28 protein-coding genes are annotated in these 26,281 nt (G+C 73.7%); 12 read left to right on the top strand and 16 right to left on the bottom strand.

What is annotated here, in order from left to right; all coding sequences use genetic code 11:
* Window position 1: 1 nt before the first annotated feature.
* Complete coding sequence (locus J4709_RS00330; RefSeq protein ID WP_208235639.1) at window positions 2–943, bottom strand: hydroxymethylglutaryl-CoA lyase; 942 nt, start codon at window positions 941–943, stop codon at window positions 2–4.
* Between the two features lie 25 nt (window positions 944–968).
* Between J4709_RS00330 and J4709_RS00325 the strand changes: the two genes are divergently transcribed.
* Together J4709_RS00325 and J4709_RS00320 are read left to right on the top strand one after the other, a co-directional pair.
* Entirely contained in the window at window positions 969–1,604 is a 636-nt protein-coding gene (locus tag J4709_RS00325) for a GntR family transcriptional regulator (RefSeq protein ID WP_208235638.1), read from the top strand.
* Window positions 1,601–2,791 (top strand): CaiB/BaiF CoA transferase family protein, encoded by a 1,191-nt coding sequence (locus J4709_RS00320; RefSeq protein WP_208235637.1) that lies wholly within the window; start codon window positions 1,601–1,603, stop codon window positions 2,789–2,791. The genes J4709_RS00325 and J4709_RS00320 overlap by 4 nt, the downstream gene beginning before the upstream one ends.
* Here J4709_RS00320 and J4709_RS00315 read toward each other — a convergent pair.
* The 5 genes from J4709_RS00315 to J4709_RS00295 all read right to left on the bottom strand — a co-directional run bounded on the left by J4709_RS00315 (window position 2,788) and on the right by J4709_RS00295 (window position 7,051).
* Window positions 2,788–3,423: a response regulator gene (locus J4709_RS00315; RefSeq protein ID WP_208235636.1), complete on the bottom strand. Its 636-nt coding sequence runs from the start codon at window positions 3,421–3,423 to the stop codon at window positions 2,788–2,790. The genes J4709_RS00320 and J4709_RS00315 overlap by 4 nt on opposite strands.
* The gene (locus J4709_RS00310) at window positions 3,420–4,607 is read right to left on the bottom strand and encodes a sensor histidine kinase (RefSeq protein WP_208235635.1); all 1,188 of its coding nucleotides are present in this window, start codon (window positions 4,605–4,607) and stop codon (window positions 3,420–3,422) included. The genes J4709_RS00315 and J4709_RS00310 overlap by 4 nt, the downstream gene beginning before the upstream one ends.
* Window positions 4,608–4,621: 14 nt before the next feature.
* Window positions 4,622–5,422: a hypothetical protein gene (locus tag J4709_RS00305; RefSeq protein ID WP_208235634.1), complete on the bottom strand. Its 801-nt coding sequence runs from the start codon at window positions 5,420–5,422 to the stop codon at window positions 4,622–4,624.
* 86 nt (window positions 5,423–5,508) lie between these two features.
* Window positions 5,509–5,931: a lamin tail domain-containing protein gene (locus J4709_RS00300; protein ID WP_307800821.1), complete on the bottom strand. Its 423-nt coding sequence runs from the start codon at window positions 5,929–5,931 to the stop codon at window positions 5,509–5,511.
* 190 nt (window positions 5,932–6,121) lie between these two features.
* On the bottom strand, window positions 6,122–7,051 hold the full coding sequence (locus J4709_RS00295) for an NADP-dependent oxidoreductase (RefSeq protein WP_208235632.1): 930 nt from the start codon (window positions 7,049–7,051) through the stop codon (window positions 6,122–6,124).
* Window positions 7,052–7,135: 84 nt separating this feature from the next.
* On the opposite strand from J4709_RS00295, the gene J4709_RS00290 reads away from it, so the two are divergent.
* Complete coding sequence (locus J4709_RS00290; protein ID WP_208235631.1) at window positions 7,136–7,705, top strand: TetR/AcrR family transcriptional regulator; 570 nt, start codon at window positions 7,136–7,138, stop codon at window positions 7,703–7,705.
* Window positions 7,706–7,803: 98 nt separating this feature from the next.
* Here the strand turns inward: J4709_RS00290 and J4709_RS00285 are convergent, their stop codons facing one another.
* Together J4709_RS00285 and J4709_RS00280 are read right to left on the bottom strand one after the other, a co-directional pair.
* On the bottom strand, window positions 7,804–8,565 hold the full coding sequence (locus J4709_RS00285; protein ID WP_208235630.1) for an SDR family NAD(P)-dependent oxidoreductase: 762 nt from the start codon (window positions 8,563–8,565) through the stop codon (window positions 7,804–7,806).
* A 122-nt stretch (window positions 8,566–8,687) separates the two neighbouring features.
* Window positions 8,688–9,260, bottom strand: a complete 573-nt coding sequence (locus tag J4709_RS00280) for a TetR/AcrR family transcriptional regulator (protein ID WP_208235629.1) — start codon at window positions 9,258–9,260, stop codon at window positions 8,688–8,690.
* Window positions 9,261–9,347: 87 nt separating this feature from the next.
* On the opposite strand from J4709_RS00280, the gene J4709_RS00275 reads away from it, so the two are divergent.
* Both J4709_RS00275 and J4709_RS00270 read left to right on the top strand, forming a co-directional pair.
* Complete coding sequence (locus J4709_RS00275) at window positions 9,348–10,223, top strand: NAD-dependent epimerase/dehydratase family protein (RefSeq protein WP_208235628.1); 876 nt, start codon at window positions 9,348–9,350, stop codon at window positions 10,221–10,223.
* Window positions 10,224–10,320: 97 nt separating this feature from the next.
* A complete protein-coding gene (locus tag J4709_RS00270) occupies window positions 10,321–11,727 on the top strand; it encodes an MFS transporter (protein ID WP_208235627.1) in 1,407 nt (468 codons plus the stop codon).
* 2 nt (window positions 11,728–11,729) lie between these two features.
* Here the strand turns inward: J4709_RS00270 and J4709_RS00265 are convergent, their stop codons facing one another.
* Complete coding sequence (locus J4709_RS00265) at window positions 11,730–12,041, bottom strand: hypothetical protein (RefSeq protein WP_208235626.1); 312 nt, start codon at window positions 12,039–12,041, stop codon at window positions 11,730–11,732.
* Window positions 12,042–12,206: 165 nt separating this feature from the next.
* Between J4709_RS00265 and J4709_RS00260 the strand changes: the two genes are divergently transcribed.
* Both J4709_RS00260 and J4709_RS00255 read left to right on the top strand, forming a co-directional pair.
* On the top strand, window positions 12,207–12,707 hold the full coding sequence (locus J4709_RS00260) for a GNAT family N-acetyltransferase (protein ID WP_208235625.1): 501 nt from the start codon (window positions 12,207–12,209) through the stop codon (window positions 12,705–12,707).
* A 150-nt stretch (window positions 12,708–12,857) separates the two neighbouring features.
* Entirely contained in the window at window positions 12,858–14,165 is a 1,308-nt protein-coding gene (locus J4709_RS00255) for a carbohydrate-binding protein (RefSeq protein WP_208235624.1), read from the top strand.
* A 46-nt stretch (window positions 14,166–14,211) separates the two neighbouring features.
* Here the strand turns inward: J4709_RS00255 and J4709_RS00250 are convergent, their stop codons facing one another.
* Window positions 14,212–14,793 (bottom strand): TetR/AcrR family transcriptional regulator, encoded by a 582-nt coding sequence (locus J4709_RS00250; RefSeq protein WP_208235623.1) that lies wholly within the window; start codon window positions 14,791–14,793, stop codon window positions 14,212–14,214.
* A 56-nt stretch (window positions 14,794–14,849) separates the two neighbouring features.
* Here J4709_RS00250 and J4709_RS00245 point away from each other — a divergent pair, with 56 nt between their 5' ends.
* Window positions 14,850–15,989 (top strand): MFS transporter, encoded by a 1,140-nt coding sequence (locus J4709_RS00245; protein WP_208235622.1) that lies wholly within the window; start codon window positions 14,850–14,852, stop codon window positions 15,987–15,989.
* Window positions 15,990–16,045: 56 nt separating this feature from the next.
* On the opposite strand, the gene J4709_RS52765 is transcribed toward J4709_RS00245, so the two are convergent.
* The 4 genes from J4709_RS52765 to J4709_RS00225 form a co-directional block, all read right to left on the bottom strand.
* Window positions 16,046–16,633 carry a DUF305 domain-containing protein gene (locus J4709_RS52765; protein WP_208235621.1) on the bottom strand — a complete coding sequence of 196 codons (588 nt, stop codon included), beginning with the start codon at window positions 16,631–16,633 and terminating at the stop codon, window positions 16,046–16,048.
* A 69-nt stretch (window positions 16,634–16,702) separates the two neighbouring features.
* On the bottom strand, window positions 16,703–17,110 hold the full coding sequence (locus tag J4709_RS00235) for a DUF6153 family protein (RefSeq protein WP_208235620.1): 408 nt from the start codon (window positions 17,108–17,110) through the stop codon (window positions 16,703–16,705).
* Window positions 17,111–17,170: 60 nt separating this feature from the next.
* On the bottom strand, window positions 17,171–18,736 hold the full coding sequence (locus J4709_RS00230; protein WP_208235619.1) for an outer membrane protein assembly factor BamB family protein: 1,566 nt from the start codon (window positions 18,734–18,736) through the stop codon (window positions 17,171–17,173).
* Between the two features lie 3 nt (window positions 18,737–18,739).
* Window positions 18,740–19,630: a hypothetical protein gene (locus J4709_RS00225; RefSeq protein WP_208235618.1), complete on the bottom strand. Its 891-nt coding sequence runs from the start codon at window positions 19,628–19,630 to the stop codon at window positions 18,740–18,742.
* Between the two features lie 264 nt (window positions 19,631–19,894).
* Here J4709_RS00225 and J4709_RS00220 point away from each other — a divergent pair, with 264 nt between their 5' ends.
* Together J4709_RS00220 and J4709_RS00215 are read left to right on the top strand one after the other, a co-directional pair.
* Window positions 19,895–21,334 (top strand): MFS transporter, encoded by a 1,440-nt coding sequence (locus J4709_RS00220; protein ID WP_307800820.1) that lies wholly within the window; start codon window positions 19,895–19,897, stop codon window positions 21,332–21,334.
* 110 nt (window positions 21,335–21,444) lie between these two features.
* Window positions 21,445–22,053 (top strand): dihydrofolate reductase family protein, encoded by a 609-nt coding sequence (locus J4709_RS00215; RefSeq protein ID WP_208235616.1) that lies wholly within the window; start codon window positions 21,445–21,447, stop codon window positions 22,051–22,053.
* Between the two features lie 19 nt (window positions 22,054–22,072).
* On the opposite strand, the gene J4709_RS00210 is transcribed toward J4709_RS00215, so the two are convergent.
* Window positions 22,073–22,687 (bottom strand): TetR/AcrR family transcriptional regulator, encoded by a 615-nt coding sequence (locus J4709_RS00210; protein ID WP_208235615.1) that lies wholly within the window; start codon window positions 22,685–22,687, stop codon window positions 22,073–22,075.
* 96 nt (window positions 22,688–22,783) lie between these two features.
* Between J4709_RS00210 and J4709_RS00205 the strand changes: the two genes are divergently transcribed.
* Together J4709_RS00205 and J4709_RS00200 are read left to right on the top strand one after the other, a co-directional pair.
* Window positions 22,784–24,265, top strand: coding sequence for an amidase (locus J4709_RS00205; protein WP_208235614.1), 1,482 nt, complete (start codon window positions 22,784–22,786; stop codon window positions 24,263–24,265).
* Window positions 24,266–24,340: 75 nt separating this feature from the next.
* Window positions 24,341–25,609, top strand: a complete 1,269-nt coding sequence (locus J4709_RS00200) for an MFS transporter (protein WP_208235613.1) — start codon at window positions 24,341–24,343, stop codon at window positions 25,607–25,609.
* 10 nt (window positions 25,610–25,619) lie between these two features.
* On the opposite strand, the gene J4709_RS00195 is transcribed toward J4709_RS00200, so the two are convergent.
* Window positions 25,620–26,258: an SIMPL domain-containing protein gene (locus J4709_RS00195; protein ID WP_208235612.1), complete on the bottom strand. Its 639-nt coding sequence runs from the start codon at window positions 26,256–26,258 to the stop codon at window positions 25,620–25,622.
* Between the last annotated feature and the right edge of the window lie 23 nt (window positions 26,259–26,281).

The raw sequence follows: 26,281 nt of genomic DNA, 5'->3' as shown, positions 1-26,281 counted from the left end.
GTCAACGTGGGGGGTGGCCGCCGGCGCGGCCGAGGAGGGCGGGGGCGGGCTTGCCGAGGAGGCCGGCGAGCCAGGTGCCGGTCTCGGTGACGGCCGCCATGTCGATGCCGGTCTCGACGCCGGAGCGGTGGAGGGCGTAGAGGAGGTCCTCGGTGGCGATGTTGCCGGTGGCGGCGGGCGCGAACGGGCAGCCGCCGAAGCCGCCGGTGCTGGCGTCGAGGGTGGTGACGCCGAGGTCGACGGCCGTGAGCGCGTTGGCGTAGCCGGTGTTGCGGGTGTTGTGGAAGTGGAAGCGCAGCGGGGTGCCGGGCGCGGCCTCGCGGACCCGCGCGGTCAGGTCGCGGACCTGCGCCGGGACGCCGACACCGATCGTGTCGGCGATCGCGATCTCGGAGGCGCCGGCGGCGTGCGCGCGGCGGGCGATCTCGGCGACGCGCTCCGGCGGCGTCTCGCCCTCGAACGGGCAGCCGAACGCGACGGCGATCGTGACGCCGGCGGGGACGCCCGCGTCATGCGCGGCGGCGGCGATGCCGTCCCAGGCGTCCAGCATCTCGGTCATGGTGCTGCCCTGGTTGCGGACGGAGAAGGTGTCGGACGCGACGAGCACGACGTTCACCTCGTCGACGCCCGCGTCGAGGGCGCGGTCGAGGCCGCGCCGGTTGAGGACGAGGCCGCTGTAGGAGACGCCGTCGCGGCGCGGGACGCCCGCCATGACCTCTTCGGCGCCCGCCATCTGCGGGACGCGCTTCGGGTTCACGAACGAGACGGCCTCGATGCGGCGGGCCCCGGCGTCCACGCAGCGGGCGATGAAGGTGATCCGCTCGTCGGGGGCGAGCACGCGGTCTTCGTTCTGCAGCCGGTCGCGGGGGCCCACTTCGAGGACTGTTGTATGCAACTTCGCCTCCACCTTGCGAGTTTCGACCCTGTTATGACTATATTGCATGCAATCAAGCCTGGAAGGGGGCGCGATGGCGCGGGCGACCGACGCGGCGTACGACGCGGTCCGGCGGATGATCCTGTCCGGCGAGGCCGCGGCGGGCGCCCGGCTCGGCGAAGCAGAGCTGGCCGAGACGCTCGGGCTGTCGCGCACGCCCGTCCGGGAGGCGCTGCAGCGGCTCGGCGCGGACGGGCTCGTCGAGGTGCTGCCGCACCGCGGGGCGCGGGTCGTCCGGTGGACGCGGCGCGACCTGGAGGAGATCTTCGAGCTGCGGTCGCTGCTGGAGCCCTACGCGGCGGCCCGCGCGGCCCGCACGGCGCCCGGCGACCACGTCCTCGCGGACCTGCTCGGCCGGTGCGACGCGATGGAGGCCGCCGTCGCCGAAGGCGACTTCACCCGCGTCGCGCAGCTGAACTCGCTGTTCCACGCCGCCCTCATCGAGGCGTCCGGGAACCGGCGGCTGCCCGCGATGCTGACGTCGGTCATGCACGCCCCGCTGATCGTCGGGACGTTCCGCCGGTACGACGCCGGCGAGATGGCCCGCAGCATGAACCACCACCGGGAGCTGGTCGCCGCGCTCGCCGCCCGCGACCCCGACTGGGCCGAGTCGGTGATGCGCGCCCACATCCGCGCCGCCGCGGCCAACCTGACGAAGGAAGAGACATGACAGGTGCGCTGGGAGACCTCCGGGTCGTGGAGATGGGCCAGCTGCTCGCCGGCCCGTTCTGCGGGCAGCTGCTCGGCGACTTCGGCGCCGAGGTCGTCAAGATCGAGCCGCCGGGGTCGGGCGACCCGATGCGCGAGTGGGGCCGGGAGAAGCCGCACGGCATGTCGCTGTGGTGGCCGATCCTCGCGCGCAACAAGAAGTCGGTCACGCTGAACCTGCGCACGCCGGAGGGCCAGGCCCTCGCCCGCCGGATCATCGCGCAGGCCGACGTGCTGGTGGAGAACTTCCGTCCCGGCACCCTGGAGCGCTGGGGCCTCGCCCCCGCCGACCTGCAGAGGGACAACCCGCGGCTGATCATCACCCGGGTCACGGGCTACGGGCAGGACGGCCCGTACGCGCCGCGCGCCGGGTTCGGCTCGATCGGCGAGGCGATGGGGGGCATCCGGTACGTCACCGGCGACCCCGACAAGCCGCCGTCCCGCGCGGGCATCTCGCTCGGCGACGAGCTGGCCGGCACGTTCGCGGCGCTCGGCACCCTCGTCGCCCTGCACGCCCGGCACCGGACGGGCCGCGGCCAGATCGTCGACTCGGCCCTCTACGAGGCGGTGCTCGCGCTGATGGAGTCGCTCGTCCCGGAGTGGGAGATCGCGGGCTACCAGCGGGAACGCACCGGGTCAGTGCTGCCGAACATCGCGCCGTCCAACGTCTACCCGACGCTGGACGGCCCCGTCCTCATCGCCGCGAACCGCGACACGATCTGGCGGCGGCTCGCCGCGCTGATGGGCCGTCCCGAACTCGCCGACGACGAGCGCTACGCCACGCACGGCGCCCGCGGCACCAACGCGGAGGAACTGGACGAGCTGATCGCCGCCTGGACCGCCGGCCAGAGCTCCGAGTCGCTCCTGGAGCTCCTGCACGAGAACGGCATCCCTGCCGGGCTCACCTACCGCGCGAAGGACATGCTCGCCGACCCGCACTACAAGGCCCGCGAGGCGATCATCCGGATGGCGCACCCCGAGTTCGGCGACTTCCCGATGCACAACGTGTTCCCGAAGCTGTCCGATACCCCCGGCGAGGTCCGCACGCTCGGCCCGTCCCTCGGCCGGCACAACGCCGAGGTGTACGGCGGCCTCCTCGGCCTCTCCCCCGAAGAGATCGCGTCCCTGCAGAAGGCCGGCACCATCTAGGCCGGGCGGACCAGGCGGTGGTCATAGGCCCAGATGACCGCCTGGACACGGTCGCGGACCCCGAGTTTCGCCAGGATGCGGCCCACATGGGTCTTCACCGTCCCCTCGGCCATGAACAGCCGGGCGGCGATCTCGGCGTTCGACAGGCCGAGGGCGAGGTGCAGGAGCACCTCCCGCTCGCGGTCGGTGAGCGGGTCGGGACCGGCGGACTCCGGCAGGCCGGGCGCGACATGGTCGAGGAGGCGGCGGGTGGTGGACGGGGCGATGACCGCGTCGCCGCGGTGCACGGTCCGGATCGCGGCGAGCATCTCCTCGGCGGGGGCGTCCTTCAGCAGGAACCCGGACGCCCCGGCCCGCAGCGCGGCGAACGCGTACTCGTCGAGGTCGAACGTCGTCAGCACGAGCACCCGCGCCTCACCCTCGCGGCAGATCTCCCGGGTCGCCTCGGCGCCGTCCATCACCGGCATGCGGACGTCCATCAGGACGACGTCGGCACCCGCCGCGAGGCGCACCGCCGCGGCGCCGTCGGCGGCCTGGCCGACCACCCGCATGTCCGGCTGGGAGTCGACCACCAGGGCGGTCCCGGTGCGCACGAGGTCCTGGTCGTCGACGACCAGCACGCCGATGGTCATGACGCCGCCGGGTAGGGGAGGCGGCCCTCGACCACGTACCCGCCCGTCTCGCCCGCGCCGCTGCTGACCGCGCCGCCGAGCGCGCCGAGCCGTTCGCGCATCCCGGCCAGCCCGAGGCCCGGCGCACCGCCCGCACCGCCCGCCCCGCCGGGCGCCGGGCCCGGGCCGTCGTCGCGGATGGTGATCGTCAGCGCGTCGGCGCCCCAGACGAGCGCGATGCCCGCCTTCGCGCGGACGCCCGCATGCTTCACGGTGTTGGTCAGTCCCTCCTGGACGAGCCGGTACGCGGCCAGTTCCGCGGCCGGGCTGAGCGGGCGCGGCGCGCCCCGGTCGGTGCGGCGGACGTCCAGCCCGGCCGACCGGACCCGGTCCAGCAGGGCGGGCAGGTCCCGCAGCGCGGGCTGCGGACCGTCACCGGACCGCGGGTCGCCGGCGGGACGCAGGACGCCGAGCAGCCCGCGCACGTCGGTCAGCGCCGCGCGTCCGGCGTCCTCGATGGCGGCGAGGGCGCCGGCCGCGTGGTCCGGGGCGTACCGGCCGGCCTTGGCCTGGGAGACGATCACCGCGAGGGAGTGCGCGATCACGTCGTGCATCTCGCGCGCGATCCGGGTCCGCTCCTCGTGGCGGGCGCGCTCGGCGGCGAGGGCGGCGGCCTGCTCCGCCGCGGCCCGCGCGGACGCCAGCTGGGTCCGGCGCACCAGGCCCATGCTCCAGGTGGCGGCGGCGATCGCGAGCAGCAGCGCCAGGAGCGTCCACGGGTTCGGGCCCAGGTGCGCGGCGTGCACGCTCGCGTCGGCGGCGAACCGGGCGGCGACCAGGCAGGACCCGAGCACGCCCGTCACCGCCCCGGTGACCGGGCCGGACGTCCGCCGCCCGTACGCGGTGACCGCGTACAGCGACAGCGGGAAGACCAGCACCGACGGCAGTACCAGGAAGAGCCCGGTGACCGCGGCCTGGACGGCGAGCATCGCGCAGACGGCGGTGTGCGAGCCGATCGGGCGGGCGCGGCGGCCGGCCAGCGCGACGTGCGCGGCCACAGCAGCGGCCAGCAGCATCGCCGCGCGCGCCCCCGGCACCGACAGCACCGCGACCACCGCCGACAGGCCCGCCAGCGGGACGCCCGCCACGAACGCCAGCGTCACGTCCGCGCGGTCGACGCCGTGCTGTTTCGGGCCTGTGCGCATGGCGTGAGGGTAGGTCAGCGGGTGAGCCGCTGGTAGGTCAGGGTCGCGGCCCCCAGCGCCAGCCCGAACAGCAGCCACGACCCGTACACCGTCCCGACCATCGCGACGGAGGCCGCGTCGCCGAAGTCGACCGGCCCGTCCGTCAGCCCGAGCGCCTGGGAAAGGGAGCCGAAACCGGCGAGCGCACCCATGCTGACCAGCGCGCCGGTCGCCGTCCACGCGGGGACCAGCACCGCCCGCCGCGGCAGGCGCCGCCCCCACCCCTGGACGAGGGCCAGCGACAGCACCGCGCCTCCGGCGAGCATCGCCGACTCCATGTACGGGAACCCCTCGGTGTACGGGTCCGGGCGCGCGATCGTCCCGCCCAGCGACCAGTACAGCTTGAGCAGGGGGTACGGGAACGCGAGCGCGAACGCCGCGTACCCGAGCCACGGCCGCTCCCGCCACGGCCCCTCCGCGCCGCGCGCGAGCGCGGCGACGACCAGCCCGGCGGCCAGCAGCCCGGCGGCGCGCATGCTCGCACCACCCCAGTTGACCTGGGCGAACTCCCCCGCCGGGATGCCGGTCGCCCAGAAGAACGCGCGGAAGGCGTCCAGCACCGCCCCGCCGCCCGCCCACAGCAGCAGCACCAGCGCGATCCGGCCCGTCCACTCCGATCCGCGCAGCGCGAACGCCACCGCCAGCACCGCCCCGGCCAGCGTCGCCCACGGCGGCGCGAAGCCCTTGTCGTAGGTGACCTGGTGCGGGACGAGCGCCGCGATCCCCGCCGCGACGCCCGCCGCGACCAGTGCCCTGGAAACAGTGAGCTCTCTCATGCGCCCAAGGCTGTCCGCCGCGCTCGCGCCCGCACGTCTCCTACAGGTCCCCCGAACCGATGACCTGCGGCGTATTGACAACCGGCCTAGCAGTACCTGGACGAGCCGCTGCTCCCCCACGAGCAGGAGTCCGCCGCAGCGCCGCTCGGGTAGCGGAGGTAGGCGGTGTCACCGGTGTTGTTCCAGATGTAGGCCTTCGAGCCCCAGTACCGGTGTGTCGCGGTGTTCGTCCCCCGCCCCGTGTGCACGTAGACCGACTTGTGTCCCTTGAGGGTGAACGAGCCGAACTTGTACGTGTGCCCGGACTTGTCGCGCAGCGTGACGCCCTTGAGCTGCTTCGACGTCTTCGAGGTGTTGTACAGCTGCACCCACTCGGCGTTCAGCGACGCGTTCGACCGCGTGTCCTTGCCGGGCGAGTCGAAGTAGACCCGGTAGATCTGCACCGGGCTCGCGGCCTCCGCCGGCGCCGCCGCCAGCAGCCCCGCCGCCACCGCTCCGGCGATGGCCACGGCCCCCGAAACAACAAGCCTCTTCACCCCGGGAACCCCTTTCGTCGATCAGCGAATGCCTATTTGTACCGGTATTCGCGTACACATGGTGGGGTGTGGCCATGTGTGGGTCCGATGGCAACCGCAAGGCCCTCTCAAGCGTCCCCGGGACCCCGTGTTTTCCCTGGTGAAGCCCGAAGTCGCGGCGCCGTCAGAGCGTGATCACGATCTTGCCGTGAACGTGCCGTCCGGCCTGCAGCGCCACGGCGTCGCGGACCTTCTCGATCGGGAACGTCGCGGCGATCGGCACGGTGAGCTCGCCGGCGAGGATCGCGCCGGTGATGTGCTCCAGGGCGTCCGGTCGCGCGTCGAAGCCGCCGGTCGCCCGCGCGCCGCCGGGAGGGTTGGGCCCCGCGGCGATCGTGGAGATCCGCTCGGGCGGGACGCCGAGCGCGAGCGCGGTCTCGGCCGTCTCGGTGCCGAACAGGTCGGTCGCCGCGGTCACGCCGCCGGGGGCCAGCGCCCGCACCCGGTCGGCCAGCCCGTCGCCGTAGGCCACGGGCTCGGCGCCCAGCCGCCGCAGGAAATCGAAGGTGCCCTCCGAGGCGGTGCCGATGACGGTGGCGCCGGCCAGCCTCGCGAGCTGGACCGCGAACACGCCCACACCGCCCGCCGCGCCGCCGATCAGGACGGTGTCGCCGGACCGCAGGCCGATCGCCGCCAGAGCGGCGGCGGCGCTCAGGCCGGCCACCGGAAGCGTGCTCGCCACCTCGTCGCCGATGCCGTCCGGCGCGTGCCAGAGCATCTGGGGCGTCGCCGTCGGCACCTTGATCACCAGGAAGTCGGCGGCGGCCTTCCCCACCGCCCCGCCGTAGACGCGGTCGCCTGCGGCGAGACCCGTGACGCCGTCGCCGACCTCGTCGACGACGCCCGCGAAGTCGGACCCGAAGCCGGACGGCAGGGTGATGCCGAACCGCGCCGCCGACTCGGGCCGCGCGGCGAGGAGCCAGTCCATCGGGTTCAGCCCGACGGCCGCCACGCGGACGCGGACCTCGCCCGGGCCCGCGTGCGGCTCGGGGACGTCGCGCAACTCCAGCACCTCGGGACCTCCGAACGTCTCATGGATGACGGCTCGGCTCATGACGGACCTCCCGCAGGACGAGTGATGGGACTTGGTCTTATCACTGTACACGAGTGATGGGACCAAGTGCCGTACACTGTCCGCATGGCCCGCTGGCAGCCCAACGCGTCGCAGCGACTCGTCGCCGCCGCCCTCGACCTGTTCGCGGAGCGCGGCTACGAGAACACGACCGTGATCGACATCGCCCAGCGCGCCGGCCTGACGAAGAGCACCTTCTTCCGGCACTTCCCCGACAAGCGGGAAGTCCTCTTCGGCAGGGACACGATGACCGGGCTCCTCGCCAACGGGATCGCCGCGGCGCCCGCGGCCGCCGCCCCGCTCGAAGCGGTGGCGCACGCCCTGGACGCGGTCGGCCGCGAAGCGTTCACGCCCGACCGCCGCGCGTTCACCGCCCGTCGGCGGGCAGTGATCGCCACCCACCCCGAGCTGCAGGAACGCGAGGCGCTGAAGGGGCTCGCCCTCACCGCCGCGATGGCCGGCGCGCTCCAGCGGCGCGGCGTCCCCGACCTGACCGCGCGCGTCGCCGCGGAGCTCGGCGCGCTCGCCATGAAGATCGCGTTCGAGCGCTGGAGCGACACGTCCAACGCCGAAGACTTCGGCGAACTCGCCCGGCGGACCCTCCGCGACCTGCAGGAGGCCGGCGCCTCCTGCTGACCCGCTGAATCAGGAGTCGGCGCGGTGCCACTCGTGCACGGCGTCGTCGGGCGCGGCACGTTCGTCGTCGAGCCGGACGACTGGCCGCCTCGTGAGGGTCAGGCTTCCTCGGGGTCGTGGCCTTGGGCCGAGCGGCCGCCGTCCACGGGGACGACGGCGCCGTTGACGAAGCTCGCCTCGTCCGACAGCAGGTACCGGACGGTCGCGGCGACCTCGTCGGGGCGGCCGACGCGGCCGACCGGGTGCAGGGCGCGCATCTGGTCCTCGATCCGCGCGGCGGACGCGGGGTCCTGGTCCGCGAGGAACGCCTCGTAGCGGGCGGTGGTGATCGAGCCGAGCGCGACGACGTTCACGCGGACGCCGCGCGGGCCGTAGTCCACGGCGAGGGCGCGGCTGAGGCCCTCGACGGCCGCCTTCGCCGTCGCGTAGGTGAGCGATCCCCGGACGGGACGCGCCGCCTGGTGCGACGACACGTTCACGACAGCGCCGCCCGTGCCCGCGTCCAGGAAACGGCGGATCGCGGTCAGCGACCCCACTACGGCGGGGTCGAGGTTCAGCGCCACCGCGTCGATGACCTCGCGCGCCCCCGGGACGTCCACGGCGGCGTCGCGGAAGACGGCGGCGTTGTTGACCCAGCCCTTGAGCGTGCCCATGGCCTGCGCGGCGTCCGCCGCCAGCGCCGCGACGGCCTCGTCCCGCACGTCGCCGGCGACCGCGGAGACGCGCGGGCCGGTCGCCCACGCCACGGCGGACGGATCCAGGTCGACCACCACCACGTGCCCGCCGTCGGCGAGGAGGCGCTCGGCGATCGCGCGCCCGATGCCGCGCCCGCCGCCGGTCACAACGTAGGAAGGCTCCACGGATCGGAACGTACCACCGCGTTTTGCGGTGGACGTGGGGGCAGGGAAACCGGGTTCCGACGAGGAGCCATGGCAGACGTCTTCACGGTGCTCGCGAACGCGCTGATGTCCAAGCCGGGCACCTAGCCGAGGGCGGCCAGCGCGGATCGCAGCTCGTCGAGCGCCTCGCGCGCGAGGTCGGCGAGCGTCCGCGCAACGGAGGTGTCGGACCAGCGGGCGTAGGCGGCGTCGAAGGCGCGGACGCCGAGTTCGGCGGCGATGCCCGCGGCCGGGCCGGGCGTGCCGCGTTCGCGGAGCGCGCCGGCGATGGCGGCGGCGAGCTGGTCGTGCTTGAACGCGGCGCGCTCGCGCAGCTCGTCGTTGGCGGCGATGACGGTGAGGAGCCGGGCGGCGAAGTCGCGGCGGTCGTCGGTGAAGGTGGCGGCGAGGGCGTCGAGCGCGGCGGCGACCGCCTGCAGCGGCGTGGCCGATGCGGGGGCCGCGGCGACCGCCTCGCCGAGGGTCCGGCTGTGCAGCTCCTGGCCCGCGAACAGCACCTCCCGCTTGTCGGGGAAGTGCCGGAAGAAGGTGGTCTTGGTCAGCCCGGCGCGCTCGGCGATCCCGGTGACGGTGGTGGCGTCGTAGCCCTGCTCGGCGAACAGGTCGATGGCGGCGCGCACCAGCCGCTCCCGCGCGTTCGGTTCCCATCGGGCCATGGCGGACAGCATAGGTGATGTTACTTGGTACCGTCACTACTGGTACGGTGACGGTACCGAGTCACATCACTTGCAGGGGAGTCCCTCATGCGCGTCTTCGTCACCGGTGCGAGCGGCCACATCGGATCCGCCGTCGTGCCCGAACTGCTCCGGGCCGGGCACGAGGTCACCGGCCTCGCCCGCTCCGACGCCTCCGCCGCCGCCGTCCAGGCCCTGGGCGCCCGGGTGCGCCGCGGCGACCTCGACGACCTGGACGGGCTGCGCGACGCCGCGGCCGCCGCCGACGCGGTCGTCCACCTCGCGTTCGACCACGCCAGCGTCGCCCCGGACGCCTTCGCCCGCGCGGCCGCCGCCGACCACACCGTCGTCCAGGCCTTCGGCGACGCGCTGGCCGGCACCGGCAAGACCCTCATCGGCATCGGCTTCACGCCCACCGGCGACGCCGCCAACGACGCGACGATCAACGCCAACCCGCGCTCCGCCTCCGCCCGCACCGTCGCCGGGCTCGCGGGGCGCGGCGTCCGGTCCCTGCTCGTCGGGATCCCGCCGGTCACGCACAGCGACCGGGACCGGCACGGCTTCGTCCCCCGGATGATCGAGATCGCCCGCGCCACCGGCGTGTCCGGCTTCGTCGGCGACGGCGCCAACCACTGGCCCGCCGTCCACACCCTCGACCTCGCCCGGCTCTACCGGCTGGCCCTGGACGAGGCGCCGGCCGGCGCGCAGCTGTACGCGGCGGCCGAACCGGGCATCCCGGTCCGCGAGATCGCCGAGACCATCGGCCGCCACCTGGGCGTCCCGGCCGTGAGCATCCCCGCCGAACAGGCCGCCGACCACTTCAAGGGCTTCCCGTTCGTCACCTACGACATCACGATGCCCAACGCCGGGACACGCGAGCTCCTCGGCTGGGACCCCGCCCACCCCACCCTGATCGAGGACCTCGACCAGGGCCACTACTTCTGACCTGCCTCGAGGACGCCGGCCGGGACCCGCGTTCACCGGGGTCCCGGCCCCCACCGCCGCCACATACCTGCGGCGGGAGCGGGCACTACGTGTAGTTGTGATCAAGGAGCGGGTCCGGTGGGCGGTGAACGCCCTCACGCGGCGGCTCGGCGGACCGCGCCAGGCCCGCATCGTGCTGCTGCTCGCCTGCGTCCTCGCGCTCAACACCGCCGACTCCGGCGTCATCGGCGCGATCGTCGACGAGCTGCGCCGCTCCCTGCACATCGGGAACACCCAGGTCGGCGTGCTCACCGCCGCGCCGTCGCTGGTCGGCGCCGTCGCCACCGTCCCGGTCGGGATGCTGACCGACCGCGTCCCGCGCGTCCCGCTGCTCGCCGGCAGCATCCTGCTGTGGAGCGCCGCCATGATCGTCGGCGGCCTCGCCACGTCCTACGAATGGCTGCTGACGTCGCGGGTCGCGCTCGGCGCCGTCACCGCGACCGCCGGGCCCACCGTCGCGTCCCTCACCGGCGACCTGTTCCCGCACGGGCAGCGCGCCGGGATCTACGGGCGGATCCTCGCCGGCGAGCTGATCGGCGCCGGGTTCGGCCTGGTCGTCGGCGGGAACGTCGCCGCCGCCCTCAGCTGGCGGCTGTCGTTCTGGTTCGTCGCGGTCCTCGGCCTCGCGCTCGCCGCCGTCGTCTGGCGGCTGCTGCCCGAACCCGGGCGCGGCGCCCAGGGCCGCGCCCGGGTGCAGGAGCGCCAGTCCGAGGCCGCCCGGCAGGCGGTGGACGAGTCGGACGTGCGGCCGCGCCCCGAGAACGTGCTGCGCACCGACCCGTCCCGGATGACGTTCCCGCAGGCCGCGCGGCACGTCCTGCACATCCGCACCAACGTGATCATCATCGTCGCGTCGGCCATCGGCTACTTCTTCTTCGCCGGGCTGCGCACCTTCGCGATCGTGTTCGTCCGGCACCGCTACGGCGTCGGACGCGCCGAGCTGAGCCTGCTCGTCCCGGTCATCGGCGCCGGCGCGCTCGCCGGCGTCCTCACCGCCGGACGGCTCGCCGACCACCTCGTCCGGCGCGGCCGGATCGCCGCCCGCGTGCTGGTGCCGAGCGTCGCCTACACCGCGTCCGCGCTGCTGTTCCTGCCCGGCCTGCTGACCGCCTCGCCGTGGATCGCGCTGCCGCTGTTCTTCCTCGCCGCCGCCGCGCTCGCCGCCGCGAACCCGCCGCTGGACGCCGTCCGCCTCGACGTCGTCCACTTCCGGCTGTGGGGCCGCGCCGAGAGCATCCGCACCATCCTGCGCATGATCGGCGAGGCGATCGCGCCCGTCCTGTTCGGCTGGCTGTCCGGCGTGTTCGCGCCCGGCGACCACTCCGGCACCGGCCTGGACCGGGTGTTCCTGATCGCGCTGATCCCGCTGCTGGTCAACGGCCTGATCCTGCTGCGGGCCCGGCGCAGCTACGCGCCGGACGTCGCGTCCGCGATGGAGTCCGAGCGGCGGTTCCCCGCCGCGTGACCTCAGATCACCAGCCGCCGCGACACCAGCCCGTGCCCCACCTTGTCGCCGTGCCACAGGTCGAACCGGCACCCCGCCGCGAGCTCGTCCGCCCCCGTCTTCCCGGTCAGCAGCGTCATCGTCACCACATGGTTCACATCGCCCGGCCGCAGCGGCTCCCCGTCGTCGGTCGACATGACGACCTTGTGGAACGCGTTCAGCCTGTGCTCGGCGCCCTTCTCACGCAGCGTGAACGGGCAGCCCTCGGCGGGGAGCTCGGCCCCGTCCGCCTGCGCGTCCAGCGAGACCAGCGCCTTGAACTTCGTGAGCTTCATACCGTCGCTCCTCCCACCCGGCGACCTCGTCCTTCCCTCCCATGCTTACACCCAACGCCACCCACCCCCCGTGAAACCATGATCACCATGCCCGCCCGGGCCCCGCGCCTTCCCGCGCACCTTCCGTACCCGGGACGATGTCGGTCCGGGCTTGAGGAGGACGGCATGGTGGTGCGGGGTGTGCGGGACGACGATCTGGAGGCGGTCGCGGGGATTGCGGCGCATTATGTGGTGAGCAGCGTGGCGACGTTCGCGGAGGTGCCGCAGACGGTCGCGGAGTGGCGGGAGCGGCTCGGCGACCTGGCGGGACGCGGGCTGCCGTTCCTCGTCGCCGAGGTGGACGGCGAGGTCGCCGGGTACGCGTACGCGGGGCCGTGGCGTCCGAAACCGGCGTACCGGTACACGGTCGAGGACACGATCTACCTCGCGCCGGAGCACACCGGCAAGGGGCTCGGGACGGCGCTGCTCGGCGGGCTGGTGGAGCGGGCGGCGGAGGCGGGGATGCGGCAGATGATCGCGGTCATCGCCGACGCGGACGGCGACGGGTCGGTGGCGCTGCACCGGCGGTTCGGGTTCGCCGAGGCGGGCCGGCTGGACGACGTCGGCTTCAAGCACGGCCGGTGGATCGGGACGATCCTGATGCAGCGTCCCCTCGGCGGCGGTTAAGGGGCCTTCCCGGCCCGCGCCGCCGGGGTTACCCTTCGCATGGCGTCCGTGCCGGTCGTTTGCGCCTCGACTTGGGAGGGTCCCGTTCGCGGGACGGTTCGGCTCTGACATCGGCTCCTCTGTGTCCCGTTCTACCGAGGAGTCGTCCCGATGCAGTTCAAGCACAAGCGATGGTCCGCGGCAGCGGCCGCGCTGGCCTCGGCCGCCGCGGCGGTCGTCCTGTCGCTCGGCGCGCTGGTCGCGCTGTCGGCGCCGTCGTCGGCGCGGTCCGCCCCGTCGATCGCCTGCACGTACGCGGCGTGGGCGGAGGGCACCGCCTACAAGGCCGGTGACAAGGTCACCTACAAGGGCGACGGTTACGAGGCGCTCGTCGCGCACACCGCCTACCCGGGCGCGAACTGGAACCCCGCGTCCACGCCCACGCTGTGGCGGGACATGGGCGCGTGCGACGCGTCCAGCACGCCCACGACGACGCCGCCGACCACGCCGCCGCCCGGGGACGAGACGTGCGCGGTGAAGTCGCGGCCCGCCGGCAAGGTGCTGCAGGGCTACTGGGAGAACTGGGACGGTGCGTCCAACGGCGTGCACCCGCCGTTCGGCTGGACGCCGATCGAGAACCCGGTGCTCAAGCAGCACGGCTACAACGTGATCAACGCGGCGTTCCCGGTGATCCGGTCGGACGGCACCGTCCTGTGGGAGGACGGCATGGACTCGGGCGTCAAGGTCGCCACCCCCGCGCAGATGTGCGCGGCGAAGGCGGCGGGCGCGACGATCCTGATGTCGATCGGCGGCGCCGCCGCGGGCATCGACCTGAGTTCGAGCAGCGTCGCGGACAGGTTCGTCCAGACGATCGTGCCGATCCTGAAGAAGTACGACTTCGACGGGATCGACATCGACATCGAGACGGGCCTGTCGGGCAGCGGCAGCATCACGCAGCTCTCGGCGTCGCAGGCGAACCTGATCCGGATCATCGACGGGGTGCTCGCGCAGATGCCGTCGAACTTCGGCCTGACGATGGCGCCGGAGACCGCGTACGTGACCGGCGGCAGCGTCACCTACGGCTCGATCTGGGGCGCCTACCTGCCGATCATCAAGAAGTACGCGGACAACGGCCGGCTGTGGTGGCTGAACATGCAGTACTACAACGGCAGCATGTACGGCTGCTCCGGCGACTCGTACTCCGCCGGGACGGTCGAGGGCTTCGTGAAGCAGACCGAGTGCCTGAACAGCGGCCTGACCATTCAGGGCACGACGGTGAAGGTGCCGTATGACAAGCAGGTGCCGGGCCTGCCCGCGCAGCCGGGCGCCGGCGGCGGCTACATGTCGCCGGACCTGGTCGGCCAGGCGTGGAACCACTTCAGCGGCGCTTTGAAGGGCCTGATGACCTGGTCCATCAACTGGGACGGGTCGAAGGGCTGGACGTTCGGCGACAACGCCCGCTCCCTGCAGGGCCGCTGACTCCGGAGGACGGGCCCGGTCCGCCGGGCCCGTCCTTCCGCGGCGGTCAGTCCGCGGCCCGGAGGAGGCGGCGGGCGGCGTCGCGCGCGTCCTGGCCCGCGGCGGGGGCGCCGTCGATGGCGGTGACGACGCTGGCGCCCTCGATCAGCAGCAGCAGTTGCCGCGCCACCGCCGCCGGGTCGGCGAGGCCCAGCCCGTCGAGCCGGTCCTCCAGCAGCGCGCGGTACCGGACGAGGTGGCGGCGCGCGATGGCGGCGATCTCGATGTCCGCGCGGGTGTCGGTGACGGTGTTGACGACGGTGCACCCGTGGTAGCCGGGCTGCGCGAACCAGTCGATGAGCAGGTCGAACACCGCCAGCACGCGCCCGGGCCCGGCGGCCTCGGACGCGGCCGCCGTCCCGCGGTCGAGCCAGGCGTGGATGCGGTCGCTGTGCTCGGTGAGCATGGCCTGCACGAGCAGTTCCTTGGACGGGAAGTACCGGTACAGGCTGAGCTTGGACGCGCTCGCCCGCGCGGCGATCTCGTTGACGCCGACGGCGTGGACGCCGCGCTCGTAGAACAGCTCGGTGGCCGCCTCCAGGATCCGTGCGCGGGTGGCGGCCTGGCCCGCCGTCATCGTCTCGGCCATGGCCGCCACGATACCGGGTTGTACTGTCACAGTACAGAACTGTACTGTCTTCCCGCATGGACGGATCGGTGCCGATACGGCGACTCTGGACGGCGGTCCTCTGCGGCTACCTCGCACTCGGCGCGACCCTGCAGGAACTCCCCGGCTACGTGACCGGCGACCTGGGACGGGGCACCGCGGCGGCCGCACTGGCCGTCGGCACCGCGTTCGCCGCCACCGCGCTCGTCCGCCCGTTCGCCGGACGCGCCGGGGACGCCGGACTCGCCCGCCCGGTGGTGATGGCGGGCGGCGCGCTCACCGCCGCCGGCGCCGCCGGCCACCTGCTCGCCCCGGGCCTCCCGGTGCTGCTCGCCGCCCGGCTCGTCATGGGCGCGGGCGAGGCGGCCCTGTTCTCCGGCGCCCTGCCCTGGGTCCTCGCCGGAGCCACCGGCGGCCGGAGCGGCCGGCTGGCGGGATGGTTCGGGCTGTCGATGTGGGGCGGCCTGTCCGCCGGTCCCGTGCTGGCCGTCCTCGTCCACCGGCTCGGCGGCGCCGACGCCGTCTGGTGGACCGTCATCGCCCTGCCGCTCGTGTCGAGCACCCTCGTCGCCACCACCCGCTCGCGGCAGGAGCGGCGGCCGGGATCGTGGCACGACCTCCTGCCCGGCGGCGCCGGGCTGCCGGGCCTGTGCCTCGGTCTCGCCGCCTACGGCTACGGCACCCTGACCGCCCTGCTCGTCCTGTACCTCGGCGACCGGCACCTCGGCGGACAGCAGGCGGGGCTCGCGATGTTCGCGGTGCCGTTCCTGCTCGCGCGCTCGGCGGGCAGCCCCCTGGTGGACCGGTACGGCGGCGCCGCCGTCGTCCGGATCGTCCTGCTGGTCGAGGCGGCGGGACTGGCCGTCCTCACGGCCGCGGCGTCCGCGCCCGCCGCGCTCGCCGGTGTCGCCGTCACCGGCGCGGGGCTCGGCCTTGTCTACCCCTGCACGACCACGATCACGCTCGGCCGCACGAAGGCGCTGCGGCCCGGCGCCGCGGTCGGCACGATGACGTCCTTCTGGGATCTCGGCATCCTCGCCGCCGGGCCGCTCGGCGGCCAGATCGCCGCCCACCTCGGCTACCGGACGGCCTTCGCCGCCGCCATCGCCGCCACCCTCGGCGCCCTCGCGACGGCCGCGGCCCTGCGCCCCCGCCGGGTGTTGAGCCCGACGGCCTAGAGGCCCGAAGTCCTGGGCGGCCGGACGGGAGGCCCCCGCCCGGCCGCCGTTCCGCGCTACTTCAGGAGGCCGCGCATCTTGGCGATCTCGGCGGACTGCGTCCGGACGATGCTCGTGGCGAGCGCCTTGGCATCGGGGTTCTGACCGGACCGGTCCTCGGTCCGCGCCATGGTGACGGCGCCCTGATGGTGCTTGATCATCATCTGGAGGAACGCCTTGTCGAAGGCGGTGCCCTTGAGGTCCTTGAGCGAGGTCATGTCCTTCTCGCTCATGATGCCGGGCATGTCGTGGTGCATCCCGGACATCGCGGCGGGGGCGCCCCAGTCCTCCAGCCAGCCGGTCATCTTCGCGATCTCCGGTGCCTGCGCCTTCTCGATGTCCGCGGCGAGCGCCTTGACCTGCGCGGACGACGCGCGGGACGGGGCGAGCCCGGCCATCTCGACGGCCTGCCGGTGGTGCGGGATCATCATCTGCGCGAACATGACGTCCTGCTCGTTGTGCGGCTTCTGCTCCACCATCCCCTGCGCGGTCGCGGAGGCGGAAAGCGGAGACGGGTCGGAGGCGTCCTTGTCGCCGGAGTCGCCGCACGCCGCGAGGGCGAAGGCCAGGGCGGGGACGGCGACGAGCGCGATGGCGCGTTTCACTGGTTCGAGCCTTTCGTGTGCCGGTTCATGACAGGTTTTCGCGGCGCGCCGAAGCGGCGCACCGGCCTGTCACAGCCGCAGCACGCTCAACCGGTGGAGGGACGGCCCGGGCGGGGAGCGTCCGCCGCGCGACACGGGCGTCCGGACGGGACGCCGCGTCGCGACGGCCACCCGCATCACCCGGAACAGGCCGAACAGCAGCGCGACCAGCAGGGAGACGAGGAGCATCCCCAGGCACATCTGCCCGCTCGGATGGTCGGGGTGGTGGTCGCCGGGAGGGTCGCCGACCACGACGTGGTGGTGCACAACGCCGGTCGGCGGAGCGTCGGCGACGCTCGCCAGCGGGGCGGCGGCCATCTCCATCGGGCCGGGCGACGCCTGGAGGCCGTGCATGGCCATCAGCCCGGAGAAGAGCAGCAGCAGGCACAGTGGCGTTCCGCGATGGGAACGCCGCCGTGCCCGCTTCAGTGGTGCCACCGTCTCCCCGCCGTCACGCAAGTCCTTCCGGACCTCATGCTAGGGCGGGACGCGGCGGGGTCAGGACGGGGAGAACGCGTAGAGCTTGTTGTTCTGCGCGCAGTCGTAGGTGCCGTCGGAGCAGAGCCCGAACCAGTATCCGGAGCCCCAGTAGACGGTCCCGGCGACGACGGCCGCGCCGCCGATCACCGCGCCGCCGCTGTTGTACCGCCACAGGATGTCGCCGTTGGCGGCGTTCAGCGCGAACATCGTGTCGGCCTTGCCGTTGATGCCACCGGCGTAGACGACGCCGTTGGCGGCGCTGAGGAACCCGATGTCGAGCGTGCCGTACGGGTCGCCGACCTGCCAGAGGATCTTGCCGGTGGCGGCGTCGAGCGCCGCCCACGAGCCGCCGTGGACGGTGGTCTTCGTCCCGTCCGCGCCGACGATGTCGTACGCCTCGTGCTCGGAGTTGCCGATGCCGACGTAGACGCGCCTCCCGTCGGTCGCCGAGCCCCATTCCATGCCGCCGAGGTCGCTGCCGGGCCCGACCTGGGTGTGCCAGATCTCCTTTCCGGTCGCGGGGTCGAGCGCCCAGTAGATGCCGCTCTTCTGGCCGACGCCGAGGATGCTGCGCAGGTGCCCGCCGTCGGCGACCTGGTACAGGTTCGGCGCGGACCCGAAGTCGAAGTCGGGGCCGCAGGTGTCGCAGTCCTCGGTCCCGACGTCGGCGGTGAGCGTCTTGAACGACCAGTCGACGGCGCCGGTCCGCAGGTCGAGGGCGACGACGGAGTCGGTGTAGTTGTCGTCCGGGCCCTGCTCGCAGCCCGTTTCACCGGGGCGCGTGCAGATCCCGTCGGGGACGGTGTAGTTGTTGCCGGTCGTCACGAACAGCCGCCCGGTGGCGTTGTCGACGGCGAACGAGCTGCCCCACACCGAGTTCCCGGTGTACCCGTCGGGCGCCATGTACCGCCGCCACCGGACGGCGCCGGTCACCGCGTCGAGCGCGACGACGCTGCCCCGGAACCGCACCGGGTGGCCGTCGCCGAACTCGACGCGGCTGGCCGTCCCGACGTAGACGGTGTCGCCGTCCACGACCGGCGACGTCGTCACCATCGCGGCCGGGTCCGCGTCGATCAGCGTGCTCCAGCGCCTGGCGCCGGTGAGCCGGTCGGCGGCCATGACGCGGGCGCCGCCGTCGGCGGGCACGCTGGACACGCCGTCGCCGAACACGATCTCGGTGCCGGCGACGGCCGGGCTCGTCCGGGACACGTCGCCGGACACGCCGCTGTAGTCGGAGACGGGGCGCTGCCAGCGGACGGCGCCGGTGAGCGCGTCCACCGCCGACAGCTTCCCGCCGTAGTCGGGGACGTAGACGGTGCCGAGCGACACCGTCGGGGTGGCGGACACGTTCCCGCCGAGCGTCGCGGTCCAGCGCGGCTTGAGCCGGGAGGCGTTGCCGGGCGAGATGACGGTCTCCGTCGCGGCGTACCGGGTGTTGGCCAGGTTCTGGCCCGCGACCGTCCAGCCCGGGACGTACGGGACGGCACCGGACGGCGCCGCCGACGCGGACGGGAGCGCGAGCACCGCGGCGGCGAGTGCGGCGGCGCCGGCGAGGACCTTGCGGCGGATGCGTGCACGGGCCATCGCTCAGCCCTCCGCGATGTAGGCGTGGACGATGCCCATGACGTCGTTCTTCGCGGTGGGCGAGTCGTAGTAGCTGGTGACGGTGAGCCGGTCGCCGCGCGAGACCGTCGCGAGGGGGTCGCCGGAGCAGGTGCCCATCTTCACGATGGTCCGCATCCCGCCCATCGTGTCGTAGGTGGCGGGAGAGTCGCAGATCAGCGCGCCCGTCGTGGCGTCGGAGGCCGTCACGTGGACGCCGCCGGCGTGCTGGTGGCCGTTGGCGAACACGACGCGCCCGCCGACCGTGGACGTCCAGGTCCAGGCGTGCGTGCTCGGCCCGGCCGGGACGCTGTAGTCGGAGGTGAGGCAGCCGCCCGCGTCCAGCCACAGCGACCGCACCGGAGTGGTCGATCCGGCGCCGGCAATGGTGTAGGTGATGGAAATGTAGACGGTCTTCGGGGCGGCGGAGTAATTTATCAGATCGGTGAGCATGGCCCACCGGTCGAGGCTTTTCACCGGCACTCCGTAACCGTCCGGCATCGTCTTCTCGGTGCGTTCGTCGCCGGACGCCCAGATCCGGTCGCCGAGCGGGCTGAACGGGCAGACGGTGTCGTGCGCGGCCAGGTTCGAGATGACGAAGTGGTGCAGCATCGGGCCGGTGTTCATGTCGGCGGTGCTGCCGTCGGCGTACACCAGGTCGGGTTTCTCGCCGACGATGTCGCAGTTCGAGCAGGGTTTCGGCGCGGCGGTCACCACGTTCGGCAGTTCGCCGGGACGGTCCATGGTGCCGCCGGGGATCGTCCACGGGCCGTACTTCACCGTGACGGTCTGCGTCGCCGCGGCGGCGGCCGGTTTCGCCGCGGCGTTCCCGGTCCATGCGAGGGCCGCCGCGAAAGCGGCCACCACGAAGATCATCCGCCGGATTCTCCGGTGCAATTCGATCACCTCGTTCTGGGGTCGGCGCGAATTCCCCCGTAATCGCGTGCGGCCCGAACGTACGGCCGCCTCCGCGTCCCGCCATCGGCGAAACCACCGGCCGCCCGGCATTGCGCCCGCGCCCAATGCGCGGGCCGTCGCGGGCTGCCCGCGCACACCAATGCACGGCGAATGACCTGCCGTTTCCCGGAGCCCGGCGCGGCGGCGAGTTTGATCTTCCCGCATTCGGCAATCGGTGTCCCCGTGACAGAGCAGCGGACGGAACAGGGCGTCGTCGACACGAAGGTCCCGGCGCGGCTGGACCGGCTGCCGTGGGCGCGCTGGCACTGGATGATCGTCATCGGGCTCGGCACCGTCTGGATCCTCGACGGCCTCGAGGTCACGATCGTCGGCAACCTCGCCCCGCAGCTGGCCAAGCCGGGCAGCGGCGTCGACATCACCTCCGGGCAGGTGTCGGGGCTCGGCGCCGCGGTCTACGTGACGGGCGCGTGCCTCGGCGCGCTGTTCTTCGGCTGGCTGACCGACCGGTTCGGCCGCAAGCGGCTCTTCATGATCACGCTGCTCGTCTACCTGGCGGGCACCGCGCTGACCGCGCTGTCCTGGACGGCGTGGTGGTTCTTCCTGTGCCGGTTCATCACCGGGTTCGGCATCGGCGGCGAGTACGCGGCGATCAACTCGGCGATCGACGAGCTGATCCCGAGCAGGCACCGCGGCCGGATCGACATCGTCATCAACGGCAGCTTCTGGATCGGCGCGGCGGCGGGCGCGCTGCTGACGATCCCGATCCTCGGCGAGTTCGCGGTGGACGTCGGCTGGCGGCTGGCGTTCGCGCTCGGCGTCGTGCTCGGGCTGGTCGTGCTGCTGGTGCGGCGGCACGTCCCGGAGAGCCCGCGCTGGCTGATCATCCACGGCCGGACGGACGAGGCCGAGCGGCTGGTCGGCGAGGCGGAGGGGACCGTCCGCGCGGAGACCGGGAAGCGGCTGCCGGAGCCGGCCGGGAGCATCCGCATCCACCAGCGCCGGAGCATCGGGTTCGGGACGATCGCCGGGACGCTGGTGCGGCGCTACCCCAAGCGCTCCATTCTCGGCTTCGCGCTGTTCATCGGGCAGGCGTTCCTCTACAACGCGATCACGTTCGGGTACGCCGACATCCTCAGGACGTTCTTCCACATCGACACCGATACCGGCTACTACTACGCGGTCATCGCGGTGGGGAACTTCCTCGGCCCGCTGCTGCTGGCGCCGCTGTTCGACAGCTGGGGCCGCAAGCCGATGATCGCCGGGACGTACGTGCTGTCCGGTGTGCTGCTGCTGCTCACCGCGTGGCTGTTCAACGAGGGGCGGCTGACCGCGACGACGCTGACGGCCTGCTGGTGCGTGGTGCTGTTCTTCGCGTCCGCCGGGGCGAGCTCGGCGTACCTGACGGTCAGCGAGGTGTTCCCGATGGAGACGCGCGCGCTGGCCATCGCGTTCTTCTACGCGATCGGCACGGCGGCGGGCGGGATCTCCGGGCCGCTCATCTTCGCCAAGCTCGTCGGGACGGGCGTGCCCCGCGACACCGCGATCGCGTTCGCCATCGGCGCCGTCCTGATGATCGCGGCCGGGCTGGTGGAGGCCGTCATCGGCGTCAAGGCCGAGCGCAAGGGCCTGGAGGACATCGCGCGGCCCCTCACCGCCCGGTAGCCGGGGGCACGCGAAAAAAGACCCGGCGGGCATGTAGAGAACGCGGGGCGGGCACCGACCAACGGGTGAGAGGCGCCGCCGGGGCGCCGCGCACCGAGGGAGACGGACCCATGGGCATGATCACCTGCGACATCGCGATGTCGGTGGACGGCTACGTCGCCGGCCCCAACCAGAGCCTGGAGAACCCGATCGGCGAGATCGCCGGCGGGCACGCCGGAGAGCGGCTGCACCGCTGGATGTTCGAGCGGCCCGAGGCGAACGCGAAGGAGATCGAGGCGATCACGGCGGCGGGCGCCTTCATCATGGGCCGCAACATGTTCAGCCCGGGCCGCGGCGAGTGGGACCTCGACTGGACCGGCTGGTGGGGCGACGAGCCCCCGTACCACGCGCCGGTGTTCGTCCTCACCCACCACGCCCGCAAGCCCCTCGCCATGCGGGGCGGCACGACGTTCCACTTCGTCACCGACGGCATCGAGTCCGCGCTGGCGCAGGCGCGCGAGGCGGCCGGGGACGCCGACATCGCGATCGCGGGCGGCGCCTCCACCGTGAACCAGTACCTCGCCGCCGGGCTGATCGACGAGCTGCGGCTGCACGTCTCCCCGGTCGTCCTCGGCGCCGGCGAGCGGCTGTTCACCGGCGTCGGCGACCTCGACCTGGTGCCGGCCGGCGTCACGTCCACCGACATGGTCACCCACCTGACCTACCGGTTCCCGCGCTGACCGGTGCTCTCGCCGCCGGTCAGGCGCGGTGCAGGCGGTCCAGCTCGGCGGCGAAGCCCTGGATCAGCGCGGCCAGCCCGGCCTCGAAGGCCAGGTCCCGGTGGCCGGGCGGGGCGTGCAGCATCGGCTCGAGGCCGGGCGGGACGTCCTCACCGGGCAGGGGGCCGTCCGGCGGGTCGTCGAGGACGAGGACGGAGCCGAGCAGGAAGTACTCGACGGCGTGGACGAGCGGCAGCAGCCGGTCCTCGGGCCAGCCGGCGCGGCGCAGGACGGTGAACGCGCCGGCGTAGGCGTGCAGCGCCGCCCGCGACCGGACGGGACGCGCCGCGAGCAGCGGGACGGCGTTCGGGTGCGCGGCGAACGCGGCGCGGTAGGAGCGCGCCCAGCCGTCCACGGCCGCGGTCCACGGCGTGATGGCCGGGTCGAGGGACATCTCGCCGACGATCAGCTCGCGGATGCCGTCGACGACCTCGTCCCGACCGGAGATGTGGTTGTAGAGCGACGGGCCCTTCACGCCGAGGTCCGCGGCGACGCGGTTGACCGACAGCGCGGCGGCGCCGTGCTCGTCGACCAGCGCGAGGGCGGCCCGCATGATCGCCTCGCGGGTCACCAGCCGGCGCGGCGGCCTGCCCATGCGTCCCCTCCCCATGCCCTCTCGACGGCGGACGGCGGCCAGTGTAGTGTCCGTCCGACGCTAAAACTATGACTTCTAGTTTTATGGAGGGGTGCCGTGGAGTACGCCGAGTACCGCGCCCGCGACGCGGTCGGGCTGGCCGCGCTCGTCACCGCCGGCGAGACCACTTCGGCCGAGCTCCTGGACGCCGCGATCGCGCGCGCCGACGCCGTCAACGCCAAGATCAACGCGATCGTCCGGCCGATGCACGACCTCGCGCGCGCCCGCGCCGCCGAGCCGCCGGCCGGGCCGTTCGCCGGCGTGCCGTTCCTCCTCAAGGACCTGTCGCAGGACTACGCCGGGCTGCCCACCGGCAGCGGCAACCGGGCACTGCGCGAGATCCCCGCCGCCGAGCACGCCGAGGTCGTCCGCCGCTGGCTGGACGCGGGCCTGGTCGTCTTCGGCAAGACCAACACCCCCGAGTTCGGCGCGAAGGGGATCACCGAGCCCGAGGTGAACGGCCCCACCCGCAACCCGTGGGACCTCACCCGCACGCCCGGCGGGTCGTCCGGCGGGTCCGCCGCCGCGGTCGCAGCCGGGATCGTCCCGGTCGCGGGCGCCAACGACGGCGGCGGCTCGATCCGCATCCCGGCGGCCTGCTGCGGGCTGTTCGGCCTCAAGCCCGGCCGCGGCCTCGTCCCCGCCGGGCCGTCGTACGCCGAGCACCTGCACGGCGCGGCCGTCGACGGCGTCGTGTCCCGGTCCGTCCGCGACAGCGCCGCGATGCTCGACGTGCTCACCGCGTCCCCCGACCCCGGCGGCCCCTACCTGCCCGCCAAGCCCGAACTCCCCTACGCCGAGCTGGCGCGGCGCGCGCCCGGGCGGCTGCGGATCGGTTTCGCCACCGACTCCCCGCTCGGCACCGACGTCGACCCGCAGGCCGTCGCCGCCGTCGAGGATGCCGCGAAGCTCCTCGAAGCCCTCGGCCACGACGTCGAACCCGCGAAGACCGGCATCGACGAGCGGCGCCTCGCCTTCGACTTCCTCGCGATGTGGTCCACGCAGCTCGCGTTCACCGTCGACGAGATCCGCCGCGCGACCGGCGCGTCCCGCAAGGCGTTCGAGCTCGACACCCACCTCGTCGCGGCGGCCGGACGCGTCCAGTCCGCGCCCGCCTACTTCGCCGCCCACGAGCGCTGGAACACCTACAACCGGCAGCTCGCGGCGTTCCACTCCCGCTACGACCTGCTGCTCACGCCCACGTTGGCGAGGCCGCCGGTCCGCATCGGCGAGCTCGACACGCCCGCCCCGCTGCGCGCCATCGGCAAGGCCGCCCTCGCGCTCGGCCTCGCCGGCCCGCTGACGAAGACGAAGCAGTGGCGGGAGGCCGTCATCGCCAACCTCGCGCCGGTCCCTTACACGCAGCTCGCGAACATCACCGGACGTCCCGCGATGAGCGTCCCGCTCTACCGGACGCCCGGCGGGCTGCCGCTCGGCGTCCAGTTCGTCGGCCCCCTCGGCGGCGAGGGCGCCCTGCTCGCGCTGGCCGCCCAGCTCGAAGCGGAACGGCCCTGGGCGCACCTCGAACCGCCGCTCTGACGGTGGCGGGATCTTGACGGTCATCGGCGTTCACGCCGCTTCCGCGGCCCCGCGACCGGTCACGATCCTGGACGCATGTCGAACGACGTCCGGGACGGCCGCCGCGCCTGGCGGGACTTCCGGCTGCTGTGGGGCGGGCAGAGCGTCAGCCTGCTCGGCGACCAGGTGTTCCTCCTCGCGCTGCCGCTCACCGCGCTCCAGGAGCTGCACGCCGGCACGCTGCAGATCGCGCTCGTCGCCGCGCTCGGGAAGCTGCCGTTCCTGCTGATCGGGCTGCCCGCCGGGGTCTGGGTCGCGCGGCTCGGCATGCGCCGCTCGATGCTCGGCGCCGACCTCGTCCGGGCCCTCGCCGTCCTGTCCCTGCCGGCCGCCGCGTGGGCGGGCGCGCTGACGCTGCCGCACCTGCTGATCGCCGCCCTGGTCACCGGGGTCGGCATGGTGTTCTTCCAGGTCGCCTACCAGTCGTACGCGCCGACGCTGATCACCGACGACGGGCGGCTGCACGCCGCGAACACCCGGCTGTCGCTGTCGGAGTCGACCGCGCTGCTCGCCGGGCCCGGGATCGCCGGCGCCGTCGTCACCGCCCTCGGCGCGGTCCGGGCGCTGCTCACCGACGCGACCAGCTACGCCGTCAGCGTCCTGACGCTCGCGCTGATCCGGCACCGCGAACCGCCGCCGCGGCCCGCCTTGGAAGGGCGCACGCTCCGGCGGGACGTCGGCGACGGGCTGCGGTTCGTCGCACGGCACCCCGTCCTGCGGCCGATCATGGTGTGCGGGGCGCTCTACAACCTCGGCGTCGCCATGTACGACTCGCTCATCGCGGTGTTCGGCGTCCGGTACCTCGGCCTGCACGCGTGGGCGCTCGGCGCGGCCCTCGCCCTCGGCGGCGCCGGGTTCCCGCTGGGCAGCCTCATCGCCCGCCGCGTCGCCGACCGCGCCGGCATCGGCCCGTCCCTCACGCTCGCGGGCGTCCCGTCCGTGCTCGGCCTGGCCGTGGGCGCGGCGGCCGCCGGGCCGTGGCCCGCCGTGGTGCTCGCGGCGGGCACCTTCGTCAACGGCGTCGGGCAGGGCGTCTTCGCCGTCAACGCCATCACGATCCGGCACCTGGCCACGCCGCCGGACCTCGCCACCCGCGCGACCGCCGTGCACCGCTTCCTGACCTGGGGCGCGCTGCCCGTCGGCTCGGCGATCGCCGGGGTCGTCGGGTCCGTGTTCGGGCTCCGCGCGGCGATGGTCACCGCCGCCGCGACGGCCGCCCTGTGCATGATCCCGCTGCGCTCGCGCCCCCTCCTCCGCACCCGCCGCCTGCACCGCACCCCGCCGCCCGTCCCGGAACCGGCGTGACGCCGCAGGGTCAGTCGCGGGCGATGGCGAAGCCGAGGGTCACCGCCGCCGACACGACGACATGACCGGGCGCCAGGTCCTGCGCCGACGCGGCGCCACCGCCGCCGTGGCCGCGGTACCGCTCGAAGCCGACCCGGTCCGGGTCGACGTCCTCGATGTGCAGGACGGCCCCCAGCCGGACCCCGGCGGCCTCCGCGTACAGCCCGGCCTTCCGCCGCGCTGCCGCGACCGCCTCGCGGCGCGCCTCCGCCCGCATCTCCCCCTTGCCGCTGACGTCGAAGCCGACGGACTCGATCTCGTTGGCGCCGGCGGCCACCAGGTCCACCAGCAGTGCCTGGACGTCGTCGAGGTCACCGGACTCCACGGTGAACGCCGCCTGGCATTCGTAGCCGAGGAACGTGCGCTCCGATCCGTAGGCCCAGGAGCTCTTCAGATCGAGCCGGGACCGTTCGACGGCGGCGTCCGCGACCCCGTGCTCGCGCAGCGTCCGCCGCACCGCCTGCACGGCGTCGCCCGCAGCGGCGAACGCCTGCGACGGCGTCTGCTCCACCCGGACCACCTTGAACCTGGCGCGCACCAGGTCCGGCATCGCCTTCACGCTCGCCGCGCCGTACGCGGTGACTCCCCAGGGCCGTTCCACCATCTGCATACCGGTGATCCAACCATTTCAGC

This window comes from Actinomadura violacea, from assembly GCF_017573465.1.
GTDB lineage: Bacteria > Actinomycetota > Actinomycetes > Streptosporangiales > Streptosporangiaceae > Spirillospora > Spirillospora violacea.
The sequence above is the reverse complement of the archived record's forward strand: the minus strand, read 5'-3'. Positions and strand labels throughout refer to the sequence as shown.

Bases quoted from the DNA above. Each gene is read 5' to 3' on its own strand.
- J4709_RS00245 (WP_208235622.1), top strand. From the start codon at position 14,850: ATGGACGGATCGGTGCCGATACGGCGACTCTGGACGGCGGTCCTCTGC.
- J4709_RS00210 (WP_208235615.1), bottom strand. From the start codon at position 22,687: ATGGGCAGGCCGCCGCGCCGGCTGGTGACCCGCGAGGCGATCATGCGG.
- J4709_RS00295 (WP_208235632.1), bottom strand. From the start codon at position 7,051: ATGAGCCGAGCCGTCATCCATGAGACGTTCGGAGGTCCCGAGGTGCTG.
- J4709_RS00315 (WP_208235636.1), bottom strand. From the start codon at position 3,423: ATGACCATCGGCGTGCTGGTCGTCGACGACCAGGACCTCGTGCGCACC.
- J4709_RS00215 (WP_208235616.1), top strand. From the start codon at position 21,445: ATGGGCATGATCACCTGCGACATCGCGATGTCGGTGGACGGCTACGTC.
- J4709_RS00275 (WP_208235628.1), top strand. From the start codon at position 9,348: ATGCGCGTCTTCGTCACCGGTGCGAGCGGCCACATCGGATCCGCCGTC.
- J4709_RS00325 (WP_208235638.1), top strand. From the start codon at position 969: ATGGCGCGGGCGACCGACGCGGCGTACGACGCGGTCCGGCGGATGATC.
- J4709_RS00320 (WP_208235637.1), top strand. From the start codon at position 1,601: ATGACAGGTGCGCTGGGAGACCTCCGGGTCGTGGAGATGGGCCAGCTG.
- J4709_RS00255 (WP_208235624.1), top strand. From the start codon at position 12,858: ATGCAGTTCAAGCACAAGCGATGGTCCGCGGCAGCGGCCGCGCTGGCC.
- J4709_RS00225 (WP_208235618.1), bottom strand. From the start codon at position 19,630: ATGATCTTCGTGGTGGCCGCTTTCGCGGCGGCCCTCGCATGGACCGGG.
- J4709_RS00195 (WP_208235612.1), bottom strand. From the start codon at position 26,258: ATGCAGATGGTGGAACGGCCCTGGGGAGTCACCGCGTACGGCGCGGCG.
- J4709_RS00260 (WP_208235625.1), top strand. From the start codon at position 12,207: ATGGTGGTGCGGGGTGTGCGGGACGACGATCTGGAGGCGGTCGCGGGG.
- J4709_RS00265 (WP_208235626.1), bottom strand. From the start codon at position 12,041: ATGAAGCTCACGAAGTTCAAGGCGCTGGTCTCGCTGGACGCGCAGGCG.
- J4709_RS00290 (WP_208235631.1), top strand. From the start codon at position 7,136: ATGGCCCGCTGGCAGCCCAACGCGTCGCAGCGACTCGTCGCCGCCGCC.
- J4709_RS00250 (WP_208235623.1), bottom strand. From the start codon at position 14,793: ATGGCCGAGACGATGACGGCGGGCCAGGCCGCCACCCGCGCACGGATC.
- J4709_RS00280 (WP_208235629.1), bottom strand. From the start codon at position 9,260: ATGGCCCGATGGGAACCGAACGCGCGGGAGCGGCTGGTGCGCGCCGCC.
- J4709_RS00305 (WP_208235634.1), bottom strand. From the start codon at position 5,422: ATGAGAGAGCTCACTGTTTCCAGGGCACTGGTCGCGGCGGGCGTCGCG.
- J4709_RS00200 (WP_208235613.1), top strand. From the start codon at position 24,341: ATGTCGAACGACGTCCGGGACGGCCGCCGCGCCTGGCGGGACTTCCGG.
- J4709_RS00230 (WP_208235619.1), bottom strand. From the start codon at position 18,736: ATGGCCCGTGCACGCATCCGCCGCAAGGTCCTCGCCGGCGCCGCCGCA.
- J4709_RS00310 (WP_208235635.1), bottom strand. From the start codon at position 4,607: ATGCGCACAGGCCCGAAACAGCACGGCGTCGACCGCGCGGACGTGACG.
- J4709_RS00330 (WP_208235639.1), bottom strand. From the start codon at position 943: ATGCAATATAGTCATAACAGGGTCGAAACTCGCAAGGTGGAGGCGAAG.